This window comes from Mycolicibacterium vulneris, from assembly GCF_002104765.1.
Classification (GTDB): domain Bacteria; phylum Actinomycetota; class Actinomycetes; order Mycobacteriales; family Mycobacteriaceae; genus Mycobacterium; species Mycobacterium vulneris.
The window spans coordinates 179,047-191,494 of sequence record NZ_NCXM01000010.1 but is presented as its reverse complement, the minus strand read 5'-3'; the positions used below and the strand labels follow the sequence as shown (position 1 = coordinate 191,494).

The following is a 12,448-nucleotide window of genomic DNA, read 5'->3' as shown; positions in this document are numbered from 1 at the left end:
TCCGCGGGCGGGGCGAGCGGCGCCGGGGCACCGTTGATGCCGGGGGCGTCCAGGCCGGCAGGCGTGGGCACGTCGCGCTGACTGGGACCCGACAGCGGGCCACCGCACACGGGCCAGGCGCCACGGCCCTGGGAGGCGAGCACCCGTTCGGCGACGGCGATCTGCTGTTCCTTGGTGGCGAGTTCGGCCGACGGGGCGTACTGGCCACCACCGTGCGAGGCCCACGTGCTCGAGCTGAACTGCACGCCGCCGTGATAACCGTTGCCGGTGTTGATGGCCCAGTTGCCACCGGATTCGCAACGGGCTACCTGATCCCATTCGCCGTCGGTGGCCGCGGCCGCCTGGCCGGCAAGGGCGATGCTGCCGCCACCAAGAACCGCACCGGTGAAGGCGATCTTGGCGACGCTGATGTTTGAACTGCTGGGCTTACGGTGACGTCCACTCATACGCGCCGGGGTATTCCTCTCTCGTCACGCGCCTGCGAGGTCAGCTGTCGGGTTCGGGTTGGAGAGGCCACCCGGCCGGCGCGGTCGTCATGCGAGACGACGCCGGCTTCACCCCTAGGAGCCGCGAGCGGCTCCAATCCGATCACGGTGGACCGGTGGGTCCCCCGTCTCCATCCATGTGGTTCGGTGGCCCCCGCCTATTGGATGGAGCTCGGCGCGATAGGGAGGGGAGGTCCGCCAATCGGGATGGCTGGCGAGCCTTCGGAGACGGTAACGGTTTCTGTTGGTCTCGTCACGTCTTGCGAAACCCGGCGTTTCCTTCCCGGCCATCCGCGAAAACCGCAGGAACGCATAGTGTTTGCGCAGGTCAATAAGGGCGATATCGGAGCGTGACCGCGCCGTTATGAATCCGTTACGTGAGATAACTCACAGTTTCAGCCGCCAGAAAAGGGCGGCAGAACATCAATCGTGTCACCGGTTTGCAACGCCGCGGTCTCGTCGCGGACGGCGATCCCGTCGCGCAGGTACGAGCACCGGGTCAGCACGGTGGCCAGGCGGGACCCCTGAGCGGCGAGCCGCTCGACCAGCTCGCCGACCGTAGTGCCGGGGCGCAGCACCACCTTCTCCGACTCGACACCCGCGGCCGCGCGGGCGGCCGCGAAGTAGCGCACCGTCACCTGGATTCCGTTGGCCTGGACAGGGGTCTGTCCCGTGGGGCTAGCCACCGATCGCGCTCATCGGGCGGACGGGCTGGACAAAGTTCGGGTCGTTGATGCCGTGACCGGCGGGCTTGCCCCACATCGCGATGCGCCATGCCGCCTCGATCGCGTCGTCGGGTGCACCGCTGCGCAGCAGCCCTCGCAGGTCGGTCTCCTGCTCGGAGAACAGGCAGCTACGGATCTGGCCGTCGGCCGTCAGCCGGGTGCGGTCACACGTCGAGCAGAAGGCGTGCGAGACCGACGCGATGACGCCGAACTTTCCGCTCGGTGTGCCGGGGCCGGTGTCGACCAGCCAGAGCTCGGCCGGCGCCGACCCGCGCGGCGCGGGGTCGGGCCGAAGCCGGAAGTGCGGGCGTAGCGCGGCCAGCACGTCGTCGGCGTTCAACGCGGCATCGCGGCGCCATTGGTGCCCGGCACCCAGCGGCATCTGCTCGATGACGCGCAACTGGTAGCCGAGGTTGAGACAGAACCGCAGCAGCTCCACCACATCCTCGCGTCCGGTGGCGGGGTCGAGCACGGCGTTCACCTTCACCGGCGTCAGGCCGGCTTCCTTGGCGGCGGCCAAGCCGGCCAGCACATCGTCGAGCCGGTCGCGACGGGTGATGGTCGCGAAATGCTGTCGATCCACGCTGTCCAGCGAGATGTTGACCCGGTCCAGGCCCGCCCGGACCAGCCCGGCGGCCCGCCGCGCCAGCCCGATGCCATTGGTGGTCAGCGAGATCTCGGGGCGCGGCTGCAGGCCGGCGGCCGCGGCGACCACCTCTTCGAGGTGGCGCGCCAGGAGCGGTTCGCCGCCGGTGAACCGCACGCTGGTCACCCCGAGCCGGGTGACCGCGATGCGCAACAGCCTGGCCAGCTCGTCGCCGCTGAGCAGTTGCTCGCCCGGCAGCCAGGTCAGGCCCTCCGCGGGCATGCAATAACTGCATCGCAGGTTGCAGCGGTCGGTCAGCGACACCCGCAGATCGGTGGCGACCCGCCCATAGCTATCGACCAGCGGGCCGATGGTGGGCGCGTCCGCGGGTACGGCCGGGCCGCCGTCGCGGCTCGGCACAGTCGGGACGCCCAGCGTCGTCAGGGTCATGCGGCCACCGGCGGCGCGTGGTGAGTCGGCGAGCTGACCGGAACGATCTGCTTGCCCAGCGGCATCAATGACACCGGAATCAGTTTGAGGTTGGCCAGCGCCAGCGGAATGCCGACGATCGTGAGCGCCATCGCCGCCGCGCTGACCAGATGACCGATCGCCAGCCACACACCGAACAGCACTACCCAGATGACGTTTCCGATCAGGGCGCCTGACCCCGCCGTCGGTTTGTCCACGATGGTGCGGCCGAACGGCCACAGCGCGTAGGAGGCGATGCGCAGCGACGCGAAGCCGAACGGAATGGTGATGATGAGCAAGAAGCTGATGAGCGCGGCAGCCAGGTAACCGACGGCCATCCACAGGCCGCCGAAGACCAGCCAGATGACGTTAAGGACTAAGCGCATATCTCCTCCGCGGGTACTAACAAGGGTACCGAGTACCCGATAACGGGGGTGCTCGTTACCCGGGCATCCGAGTAGGATCAAACTCCTAATATGGCGTCCTGCGCAGGCGGGACGCTTCTTGTGTTGCCTATTTCAACTGATTCGTTAGACAAGCAGGTGAGACCAGTGCCGACGGGCAAGGTTAAGTGGTACGACGCTGACAAGGGCTTCGGCTTCTTGTCGCAAGAGGACGGCGAAGACGTGTACGTCCGCTCGTCGGCGTTGCCCGCCGGGGTCGAGGGCCTCAAGGCGGGCCAGCGTGTGGAGTTCGGCATCGCCTCCGGGCGGCGCGGGCCGCAAGCGTTGAGCCTCAAGCTGATTGAGCCGCCGCCGAGCCTGACGAAGACGCGTCGCGAGGCGCCCGCCGAGCACAAGCACAGCCCCGACGAGCTGCACGGCATGGTCGAGGACATGATCACCCTGCTGGAAAGCACCGTGCAGCCCGAGTTGCGCAAGGGGCGCTACCCGGACCGCAAGACCGCCCGCCGGGTTTCCGAGGTGGTCAAGGCCGTGGCCCGGGAGCTCGACGCCTAACCGGCCGGTGACTCAGAACCGACTGCGCCATGAAGCTACCGGGTGGTAACTTCGACATTCGTAGGTGTGGTATTCGGGCCAGTAGTGGCTACCCACACGTCGTGTGAGTCGTTAGCGAGGAGGCTGCGATGTCACAACAAGCGCAGGTCACCGAGGAGCAGGCGAGAGCTCTCGCCGAGGAATCTCGCGAAAGTGGTTGGGATAAACCGTCCTTCGCCAAAGAGTTGTTCCTTGGTCGTTTTCCGTTAGAGCTGATACACCCATTCCCCAAACCGTCTGATGCCGACGAGGCGCGCACCCGCGCGTTTCTCGACGAGGTGCGGCGATTTCTGGACACCGTCGACGGCCGTGTCATCGAGCGCGACGCGCAGATTCCCGATGAATACGTGAAGGGCCTGGCCGAATTGGGTTGTTTCGGCATGAAAATTCCGTCCGAATACGGCGGGCTGGGCATGTCGCAAGTTGCCTACAACCGCGCACTGATGATGATTTCGACCGTTCATCCCAGTCTCGGCGCACTGCTGTCGGCGCATCAGTCGATCGGCGTACCCGAACCGCTCAAACTCGCCGGCACCCCGGAACAGAAGCGGAAGTTCTTGCCGCGGTGTGCTGCTGGGGCTATTTCGGCGTTTTTACTTACCGAACCAGATGTGGGCTCAGACCCGGCGCGCTTGGCCTCGACGGCCACACCCGTCGAAGAGGGTAAGGCTTACGAACTCGAGGGTGTGAAATTGTGGACCACCAACGGCGTGGTCGCCGAACTGCTGGTGGTCATGGCCCGGGTGCCCAAGAGCGACGGGCACCGGGGTGGAATCAGCGCATTCGTGGTCGAGGCCGATTCGCCGGGGATCACCGTGGAGCGGCGTAACAAGTTCATGGGGCTGCGCGGTATTGAGAACGGCGTGACCAGGCTGCACCGGGTTCGGGTGCCCAGCGAAAACTTGGTCGGCCGCGAAGGTGACGGGCTCAAGATCGCGTTGACCACACTCAACGCCGGACGGCTGTCGCTGCCTGCGACCGCGACGGGAGCGTCCAAGTGGGCTCTGAAGATCGCCCGCGAATGGTCTGGTGAGCGTGTGCAGTGGGGCAAGCCGCTGGCCAAGCATGAAGCGGTGGCCGGCAAGATCTCGTTCGTCGCCGCGACCAACTACGCGCTTGATGCGGTGCTGGAGCTGTCCTCGCAGATGGCCGACGAGGGACGCAACGACATCCGCATCGAGGCGGCGTTGGCCAAATTGTGGGCTAGCGAGATGGCCTGCACCATCGGCGATGAGGTTTTGCAGATCCGGGGTGGGCGGGGCTATGAGACCGCGGAGTCATTGGCCGCGCGAGGTGAGCGCGCGGTGCCCGTCGAGCAGGTGGTGCGGGACCTGCGGATCAACCGCATCTTCGAAGGATCCAGCGAGATCATGAGGCTGCTCATCGCCCGCGAGGCCGTCGATGCACACCTTGCAGCGGCCGGCGACCTGGCCAAGCCCGACGCCGGTTTGCGGCAGAAGGCCGCCGCGGCGGTCGGTGCGAGCGGGTTCTACGCGAAGTGGTTGCCACAGCTGGTCTTTGGCGAAGGTCAGCGACCGAAGGCGTACAACGAGTTCGGCCCGCTCTCGATGCACCTCCGGTTCGTCGAACGCTCGTCCCGCAAGCTGGCCCGTAACACCTTCTACGGGATGGCGCGTTGGCAGGCCAAACTGGAGCAACGGCAGGGATTCCTCGGGCGCATCGTCGATATCGGTGCCGAGCTGTTCGCGATGTCCGCGGCGTGCGTGCGCGCCGAGGGCCAGCGTGTCGCCGATCCCACCGTCGGTCGACAGGCGTACGAGCTGGCCGAAACGTTCTGCCAGCAGGCGACCCTCCGCGTCGAAGCGTTGTTCCATGCGTTGTGGACCAACACCGACGGCAGCGATGTTCAGCTGACCCATAACGTCCTGGACGGCCGTTACGCCTGGCTGGAGGACGGGATCGTCGACCAGTCAGAAGGCACCGGGCCTTGGATCGCGCACTGGGAGCCCGGCGAGTCCACCGAAACCAACTTGGCCCGGCGATTTTTGACGGTGTCTGCGCCGTCGGAGGCGAAGCTGTAGCTCCGCGTTCGATTTCTCCGGGTTCGTCGACAGCCGTCGCTGGGGCAGAATTGTCGTCATGGCCACCTATGTTGCCGGAACGGGCGAATTCACCCGCGACACCAACTACATCACCACCCGCATCACCGCTGACGGACGCGACGGCTATCCCGTCGAGCCCGGGCGGTATCGGCTGGTCGTCGCCCGCGCGTGTCCGTGGGCGAACCGCGCGATCATCGTGCGCCGCTTGCTGGGCCTGGAAAGTGTTCTCTCCATTGGTTTTTGCGGCCCCACGCACGACGAGCGCAGTTGGACGTTCGATCTGGATCCGGGTGGTGTCGACCCGGTGCTGAAGATCCCGCGGCTGCAGGACGCCTACTTCAAGCGGTTTCCCGACTACCCCAAGGGCATCACGGTGCCCGCGATCGTCGACGTCGGAACCGGTGCGGTGGTCACCAACGATTTCGCGCAGATGACCCTGGATCTGTCGACGGAATGGTCGGCCTACCACCGCGACGGGGCGCCCGAGCTGTATCCGGAGCGGCTGCGCGCGGAGATCGACGAGGTGAGCAAGAGGGTCTACACCGAGATCAACAACGGCGTGTACCGGTGCGGGTTCGCCGGTTCGCAGCAAGCCTACGACGCGGCCTACGACCGGTTGTTCACCGCGCTGGATTGGGTGAGTGAGCGGCTGAGCAATCAGCGATTCCTGTTGGGCGACAACATCACCGAGGCCGACGTGCGGCTGTTCACCACCCTGGCCCGCTTCGACCCGGTGTATCACGGGCATTTCAAATGCAATCGCAGCAAATTGAGCGAGATGCCGGTGCTGTGGGCCTACGCGCGCGACCTGTTCCAGACCCCGGGTTTCGGTGACACCGTCGACTTCGTCCAGATCAAGCAGCACTACTACATCGTGCATGCCGACATCAATCCCACCCGGATCGTCCCCAAGGGCCCGGACCTGACCGATTGGCTGTCCCCGCACGGGCGAGAGAGCTTGGGCGGCAAGCCCTTCGGGGCGGGCACACCTCCCGGGCCGCCGGTCGAAGGTGAACGCGTGGCCGCCGGCCACGGGGCCTAAGCGACAAGGTCTGACCTTCAGAAGGTCAGCCGCACCGACCATTCCGCGTGCGGGACGTCGCGCAGCTCACCCGCGGGATCCACCGCCAGCGTCAGCAACTGCACGACGATCCCGGCCAGACGCCCGCGATGCGGGTCGACCGAGGGGATGGTCACGGCGAACCGGGTGCCCGGCCGGAAGATAGTGCTGGTGGTGTTGGTGGGGTCGTCGTAAACCTGCAGCAACCGCCAGGGTGCCCGGTATATGGCATCGGGCACCGAGAGCTGAATCGGGTAGCGCTCGCTGACCCGCAGCTCGCCCTGGTTCTGCGGCGTCTCGCAGTCTTCGAGGTTGAGCACGTTGCAGTACAGGTACGGCCCCACCCGGGTCAGGTGTCCGTGCGAATACGCGCTGATCTCGGGGTGCCGCGGTCCGGAGCGGCCCACCAACAGCCATGTTGCGGCGCCGGCGCCGACGCAGAGCACAGCCACCAGGCAGGCGAGCAGCACGGCCACACCACGCTTGCTTCCGGATTTCACTCGGCAACCACCGCCGTGGCGCCGACTCCGCGGCGCTTGCCCTCCTGCTCGACCATGATCGGCCTATTCCCTCCCAGGCCGGGAATCAGCGAGTTGCCGCGGAAGCTGACCAGGGTCTGCGCCAGGCCCAGGATGAGCAGCGCGGTCACCGCGGTAAAACCGACCCACAACTCGGTGTACACCAACACCCCCAGCGCGCCGCCGAGGACCCAGGCCAACTGCAGCGTCGACTCCGAGCGCCCGAAGCCCGATGCGCGGGATTCCTCCGGCAGGTCGTTCTGCAGCGACGCGTCCAGGGACGCCTTCGCGATGGCGCTGGATCCCGACGTGACCAGGGTGGCGATCACGGCCAGCATCAGGTTGCCGGCCACCGAAGCGGCCAGCGCGACCGCGCTCACCGCCACCGTGCAGCGCACCACCAGCGCGGCGGGCCGGCCCAGCTTCAGGCGCGCACTGGTGAAGTTGCCGACGAAATTGCCGATCCCGGCCGCGGCGCCGATCATCCCGAGCATGGCGATCTGGGCCCAGCCGTTGGCCTGGTGGGCCTTGGCGACGAACGCGGGATACAGGAACAGGAAGCCCACCATGACCTTGATGGTGCAGTTACCCCACAGCGAGGTGATGATGTTGCGGCCCAACGGCTGTCGCAGCGCCCCGCTGACTTCCTTGTGCCAGCTGCGGCGCAGCGGTTCACTGTCCTGGCGGTAGCTCAGGGTGGCGGGAACCTCACCGGCGGTCACCTCGACCCAGCGCGGTATCCGCATCGACAGCATGGCGCCGGCGATTGTCACGGCGATCACCACGAACAACGCCCCGGGGAGCTTGAACAGGTGGGTGCAGACGAATTCGACGCCACCCGCGATCGCGCCGCCGACGATGGTGCCGCCCAGCAGACCGAACATGGTCAGCCTGGCGTTGACTCGCACCAGGTCGATGGTCGGCGGCATCACCCGCGGTGTCACCGCGCTGCGCAGCACGCTGAACGACTTCGAGAACACCATCATCGCGAGCGCGCACGGATAGAGCACCCACGATGGGAAACTGCCGGTGGCGCCGTCGTAGTTCATCACCAGCAGCACGGCCAGCGCGGTGCGCAGGGCGAACGACGCCGCCAGGGCGACGCGGCGGCCGTGCTGCAGCCGGTCCAACGCTGGTCCGATCAGCGGTGCGATCACCGCGAACGGCGCGATGGTGATCAACAGATACAGCGCGACCCGGCCCTTGCTCTCGCCGGTGGCCGCGGCGAAGAACAACGTGTTGGCCAGCGCGACGGCCATCGCGGCGTCCACCGCGAAGTTGGCGACCACGGGCCACGTCAGCGCCGTCAGGCCGGACTTGTCGGCGCCGTCGGCCGTCGCGGCGCGCTGCACCATCGAGTACATCCGCGAACCCATCTCGCGGCTGCGCAGCGCCGCGGCGCGGGTGACGGTGATCCGCTCGCCGGAAGCCGGACCGCGAGGCGCTTCGGCGCTGTTGCGTTCGGGCTCCGCCTGGTGGCCCAGCGGGGGCAGGTAGCGGTTGGCGCTCGGCATCGGCGACGGACGGCGGGTGCGCCGATCGGCGGCCCCGCCGGCGGGGTAATTGGCCGCGCCCGGATGCTGGGAGGCAGCGCCGTTGCGGGGCCGGCGGCCCGGCTGAGAGGCCACCCGGCCCGGATTGTTTTGCCGCCGTCCAGACACGTCCCAATTCTCCCCTATGCCGCCTGGATGCGTCTGCAGGTAACGGGGCGTGGCTCGTCAACCTAGTATTGGAACCGCAATGCAGAAAGAAGACAGCGCGACCCGACCCATCGAGGAGCCCACCGTGGAGTACGCCGTGGCGACCGTGGCCGACTGGCCCGAGGGGTTGGCGACGGTGCTCACGGGCGCGGCGGACCAGGCCAGGGCCGCGGTCGTGGAGTTCAGCGGGCCGGAGATGGTCGGCGACTATCTGGGCGTCGGCTACGAAGACCCGAACACCGCCACCCACCGGTTCCTTGCGCATCTGCCCGGCTACCAGGGCTGGCAGTGGGCGGTTGTCGTGGCCGCCTACCCCGGCGCCGATCACGCCACCATCAGCGAGGTGGTGCTGGTGCCCGGGCCGACCGCATTGCTGGCCCCGGAATGGGTGCCGTGGGACCAGCGGGTGCGGCCCGGCGACCTGAGCCCCGGCGACCTGTTGGCGCCCACCGCCGACGATCCCCGGCTGGTTCCCGGCTACACCGCCAGCGGTGACCCCCAGGTCGACGAGACCGCCGCGGAAATCGGGCTGGGCCGGCGCTGGGTGATGAGTGTCGAGGGCCGCGCTGAGGCGGCCGAACGCTGGCGCACAGGCGATTACGGCCCCGACTCGTCGATGGCGCGATCGACCAAGCGGGTGTGCCGCGACTGCGGCTTCTTCCTGCCGCTGTCGGGATCCCTGGGCGCGCTGTTCGGCGTATGCGGCAACGAACTGTCGGCCGACGGGCACATCGTCGACAAGCTGTACGGCTGCGGTGCTCACTCGGACACCCCGGCCCCGGCGGGCACCGGGTCGCCGGCCTACGAGCCCTACGACGACGGCCTGCTGGACGTCACCCAGGCACCGGTCGAGCCGTCCGCGCCGCCTGCGGAGTCGGCAGAGGCGTCCGAAGCGCAGCCGGAGGCCGAGGCCGCGGAGCAACAGCCCGAGGAGCAACGGCCCGAGGAGCAACAGGCTGACGCTGCGGGTGAGACGGCGCAAGCCGAGACTGCGGAGCCCGAGCAGCAGCCGGAGTCCGAGCGGCAGCCGGAGACCGAGGCCCCGGACTAGCCGGTTTCGGCGGCGGCCTTGATGCGCGCCAGCGAGGCGTTCATCCCGTCGAGCAATTCATGTTCGAAGTTCTCGGTCCCGCCGAACAGCGCATTCACTGACAGGTTCGAAAATGCGGTGACGCCGTTTTCGGCGTGACGGCTCTCGATCAGCCGCGTGCCCTCGCCGCTGGGCTCGAGCTCATAGGTCCAGATGGTGTTGTTGGTGTCCACGCGGAACGCGAGCCTGCGGTCGGGGACGATCTCGACGACCGTGCACGTGGTCGGCCAGAACATCCGGTTGCGGCGGTTCAGGTTGAGGGTCCTGGTGCCCTGACGGACAGGGCCGAAGGGCTTCATCCACCGGCACTGCGGGCTCCACTGCGGCATTCGCCGCAGATCGGAAATCAATCCCCACACGGTTGCCACCGGTGCGTCGATGTCGACGTGTGTTTGCAACAGCGGGGCTACCATCGCTCCTCCAGGTGTGCGAATTACTTGTGGTCGAGATAGTTTTCGAGCCCGGTCTGGGCGCCGCGCGCACCGCGTCGGGCCGCGGCCAGCTGCAGCAGGAAGATGCTCGTACCGAGCACCCCAACGCCCAGCCCCGCCAGAGCCACCGGACGCCAACCCTGTAGGGCGGGCACCAGGAAAGCGGCGGCCACCGCGGCCAGCCAGCCCAGCGCGCCGAGCGCGATGAAGGGCCACACGTGCAGCAGCGCGGCCGGCAGCGGCGGCGCGGTGCGGTTATCACCGGGTTCGGCAGACATCGCGATTAACATAGCCCGCCGCCGCTGTTCGCGGGCGGCGCACCCACTTGGCGAAACGGATGATCGGAATCCGCTCAGCAAGGTGGGATGGGGGGCGGGTAAGCGGTTCGAGCAAAATTCCGAAGCTTAGCGAAAAGAATCCACACCCGTCGTTCACCGGTTCGTGTCCCGGTTTCTCAGGCTTCCGTGTAACCTCGCGCCATGCCTGACAGCGATGCGCGGCTGGCCAGCGACCTGTCACTGGCTGTTATGCGGCTGGCCCGCCAACTGCGGTTTCGCAACCCATCGTCGCCGGTGTCGTTGTCCCAGCTGTCGGCGCTGGCGATGCTGAGCAACGAAGGCCCGATGACACCGGGCGCCCTGGCGATCCGCGAACGGGTCCGGCCGCCGTCGATGACCCGGGTGATCGCATCGCTGGCCGAGATGGGCCTGGTGGACCGCGCGCCGCACCCGGTTGACGGCCGCCAGGTGCTCGTCTCGGTCTCCGAGGCCGGGGCCGAGCTGGTCAAGGCGAATCGCCGTGCCCGCCAGGAGTGGCTGGCCAAGCGGCTCGCGACGCTGGACAGCGAACAACGTGACACCCTGCGCAGCGCGGCCGATCTGATGTTGGCCCTGGTCGACGAAGGCCCGTGAGTTACCGGACCGAAGCCCTGAATGTTCACGACGTTGACGACCCCGGCGATCCGAGGCTCGACGATTTCCGCGACCTGAACAGCGTCGACCGTCGTCCCGATCTGCCGTCCGGCAAGGGACTGGTGATCGCCGAGGGCGTGCTGGTGGTGCAGCGCATGCTCGCGTCGCGCTTCCGCCCGCATGCCCTCTTGGGCACCGACCGCCGCCTCGCCGAGCTCGAGGATGACCTGGCCGGCAAGCGCCGTGCCGTACTACCGAGCCTCCGCCGACGTGATGGCCCAGGTGGTCGGCTTCCACCTCAACCGCGGCGTGCTGGCGGCCGCCCGGCGGGTGCCCGAACCCAGCGTCACCGACGTGATCGCCGGGGCCCGCACCGTCGCGGTGCTCGAAGGGGTCAACGACCACGAGAACCTGGGCTCGATCTTCCGCAACGCGGCGGGACTCGGCGTCGACGCGGTGGTGTTCGGCAGCGGCTGCGCCGACCCGCTGTACCGCCGCGCGGTCCGGGTGTCGATGGGCCATGCGCTGCTGGTGCCGTATGCCCGCGCAGCCTGCTGGCCCGGCGAGCTTAAGACGTTGCGGGAGAACGGTTTTCGACTGATGGCGATGACCCCGCATGGCACTGCGTGTGCCTTGCCGGAGGCGATGACGACCGCGCGCGACCAACGCGTCGCGTTGCTCGTGGGCGCCGAGGGGCCGGGGCTCACCTCGGCCACCTTGCGATTGAGCGATGTGCGGGTGCGCATCCCGATGTCGCGGGGTACCGACTCGCTCAACGTCGCGACGGCGGCGGCGCTGGCGTTCTACGAGCGGGCCCGCTCGACGACGGGAGGCGGCGATGGACAGTCAGACTAGGCTCCGGCTGATGAGAGACGAATCCGTCCCCTGGGCAACGGGTTTGACGGTGACAGCTTTCGTTGCGGTGGTCACCGCCGCGGCGATCGTGGTGCTCAGCCTGGGGCTGGTTCGGGTGCACGCGCTGCTGGCCGTGGGGCTCAACGTCGTGGCCGCCGGGGGACTGGCACCGACCCTGTGGGGGTGGCGGCGTACCCCGGTGCCGCGCTGGTTCGTGCTGGGCGCCGCGGTAGGCGTCGCGGGCGCGTGGATTGTGCTGCTGGCCCTGACCGCCGCGGGTCGGGCTTAGTGGTGATCGCGAGCGCGGCGTGGCCGGGCGAAGCGGGTCGCCACCATTGGGTTAGTGGTGATCGCGAGCGCGGCGTGGCCGGGCGAAGCGGGTCGCCACCATTGGGTTAGTGGTGATCGCGAGCGCGGCGTGGCCGGGCGAAGCGGGTCGCCACCATTGGGTTAGTGGTGATCGCGAGCGCGGCGTGGCCGGGCGAAGCGGGTCGCCACCATTGGGTTAGTGGTGATCGCGAGCGCGGCGTGGCCGGGCGAAGCGGGTCGCCACCATTG

General features: G+C 68.0%; 13 protein-coding genes, 2 pseudogenes and 1 riboswitch. Of the genes and pseudogenes, 7 read left to right on the top strand and 8 right to left on the bottom strand.

Translation table 11 applies throughout. The annotated features are described in order from the left end of the window. From B8W69_RS12095 to B8W69_RS12080, 4 genes are all read right to left on the bottom strand, one after another. The coding region (locus B8W69_RS12095) for a transglycosylase family protein (protein WP_165762597.1) at positions 1-446 on the bottom strand (446 nt) is incomplete at its 3' end. 13 nt (positions 447-459) lie between these two features. After that, a riboswitch (cyclic di-AMP (ydaO/yuaA leader) is annotated at positions 460-645 on the bottom strand. Between the two features lie 235 nt (positions 646-880). After that, positions 881-1,171, bottom strand: coding sequence for a MoaD/ThiS family protein (locus B8W69_RS12090; RefSeq protein WP_085290045.1), 291 nt, complete (start codon positions 1,169-1,171; stop codon positions 881-883). Continuing rightward, positions 1,164-2,246, bottom strand: a complete 1,083-nt coding sequence (gene moaA, locus B8W69_RS12085; RefSeq protein ID WP_085290044.1) for a GTP 3',8-cyclase MoaA — start codon at positions 2,244-2,246, stop codon at positions 1,164-1,166. The genes B8W69_RS12090 and moaA overlap by 8 nt, the downstream gene beginning before the upstream one ends. Further along, on the bottom strand, positions 2,243-2,650 hold the full coding sequence (locus tag B8W69_RS12080) for a YccF domain-containing protein (protein ID WP_085290043.1): 408 nt from the start codon (positions 2,648-2,650) through the stop codon (positions 2,243-2,245). The genes moaA and B8W69_RS12080 overlap by 4 nt, the downstream gene beginning before the upstream one ends. Before the next feature lie 165 nt (positions 2,651-2,815). Between B8W69_RS12080 and B8W69_RS12075 the strand changes: the two genes are divergently transcribed. The 3 genes from B8W69_RS12075 to B8W69_RS12065 all read left to right on the top strand — a co-directional run bounded on the left by B8W69_RS12075 (position 2,816) and on the right by B8W69_RS12065 (position 6,367). After that, on the top strand, positions 2,816-3,223 hold the full coding sequence (locus B8W69_RS12075) for a cold-shock protein (RefSeq protein WP_065030451.1): 408 nt from the start codon (positions 2,816-2,818) through the stop codon (positions 3,221-3,223). Positions 3,224-3,351: 128 nt separating this feature from the next. Then, positions 3,352-5,304 carry an acyl-CoA dehydrogenase family protein gene (locus B8W69_RS12070; RefSeq protein ID WP_085290042.1) on the top strand — a complete coding sequence of 651 codons (1,953 nt, stop codon included), beginning with the start codon at positions 3,352-3,354 and terminating at the stop codon, positions 5,302-5,304. A 58-nt stretch (positions 5,305-5,362) separates the two neighbouring features. Next, positions 5,363-6,367 (top strand): glutathione S-transferase family protein, encoded by a 1,005-nt coding sequence (locus tag B8W69_RS12065; protein WP_085290041.1) that lies wholly within the window; start codon positions 5,363-5,365, stop codon positions 6,365-6,367. Between the two features lie 17 nt (positions 6,368-6,384). Here the strand turns inward: B8W69_RS12065 and B8W69_RS12060 are convergent, their stop codons facing one another. Further along, the gene (locus B8W69_RS12060; RefSeq protein WP_085290040.1) at positions 6,385-6,885 is read right to left on the bottom strand and encodes a DUF2771 domain-containing protein; all 501 of its coding nucleotides are present in this window, start codon (positions 6,883-6,885) and stop codon (positions 6,385-6,387) included. Further along, a complete protein-coding gene (locus B8W69_RS12055) occupies positions 6,882-8,531 on the bottom strand; it encodes an MFS transporter (RefSeq protein ID WP_110881904.1) in 1,650 nt (549 codons plus the stop codon). Before B8W69_RS12055 ends, B8W69_RS12060 begins: the two co-directional genes overlap by 4 nt. Before the next feature lie 142 nt (positions 8,532-8,673). Between B8W69_RS12055 and B8W69_RS12050 the strand changes: the two are divergent. Continuing rightward, positions 8,674-9,459: pseudogene (locus tag B8W69_RS12050) on the top strand (DUF3027 domain-containing protein); the annotation flags it as partial. A 191-nt stretch (positions 9,460-9,650) separates the two neighbouring features. Here the strand turns inward: B8W69_RS12050 and B8W69_RS12045 are convergent. After that, positions 9,651-10,106 carry an SRPBCC family protein gene (locus B8W69_RS12045; protein ID WP_085290037.1) on the bottom strand — a complete coding sequence of 152 codons (456 nt, stop codon included), beginning with the start codon at positions 10,104-10,106 and terminating at the stop codon, positions 9,651-9,653. A gap of 20 nt (positions 10,107-10,126) precedes the next feature. Beyond that, positions 10,127-10,402 (bottom strand): DUF2530 domain-containing protein, encoded by a 276-nt coding sequence (locus tag B8W69_RS12040; protein WP_085290036.1) that lies wholly within the window; start codon positions 10,400-10,402, stop codon positions 10,127-10,129. A 201-nt stretch (positions 10,403-10,603) separates the two neighbouring features. Here B8W69_RS12040 and B8W69_RS12035 point away from each other — a divergent pair, with 201 nt between their 5' ends. The 3 genes and pseudogenes from B8W69_RS12035 (at position 10,604) to B8W69_RS12025 (ending at position 12,179) form a co-directional block, all read left to right on the top strand. Then, complete coding sequence (locus B8W69_RS12035) at positions 10,604-11,035, top strand: Rv0880 family HTH-type transcriptional regulator (protein WP_085290035.1); 432 nt, start codon at positions 10,604-10,606, stop codon at positions 11,033-11,035. Then, positions 11,032-11,890 (top strand): annotated as a pseudogene (locus B8W69_RS12030) (TrmH family RNA methyltransferase). The gene B8W69_RS12035 and the pseudogene B8W69_RS12030 overlap by 4 nt, the downstream one beginning before the upstream one ends. A gap of 10 nt (positions 11,891-11,900) precedes the next feature. Beyond that, a complete protein-coding gene (locus B8W69_RS12025) occupies positions 11,901-12,179 on the top strand; it encodes a DUF2537 domain-containing protein (protein WP_085290034.1) in 279 nt (92 codons plus the stop codon). The last annotated feature ends 269 nt before the right edge of the window (positions 12,180-12,448 follow it).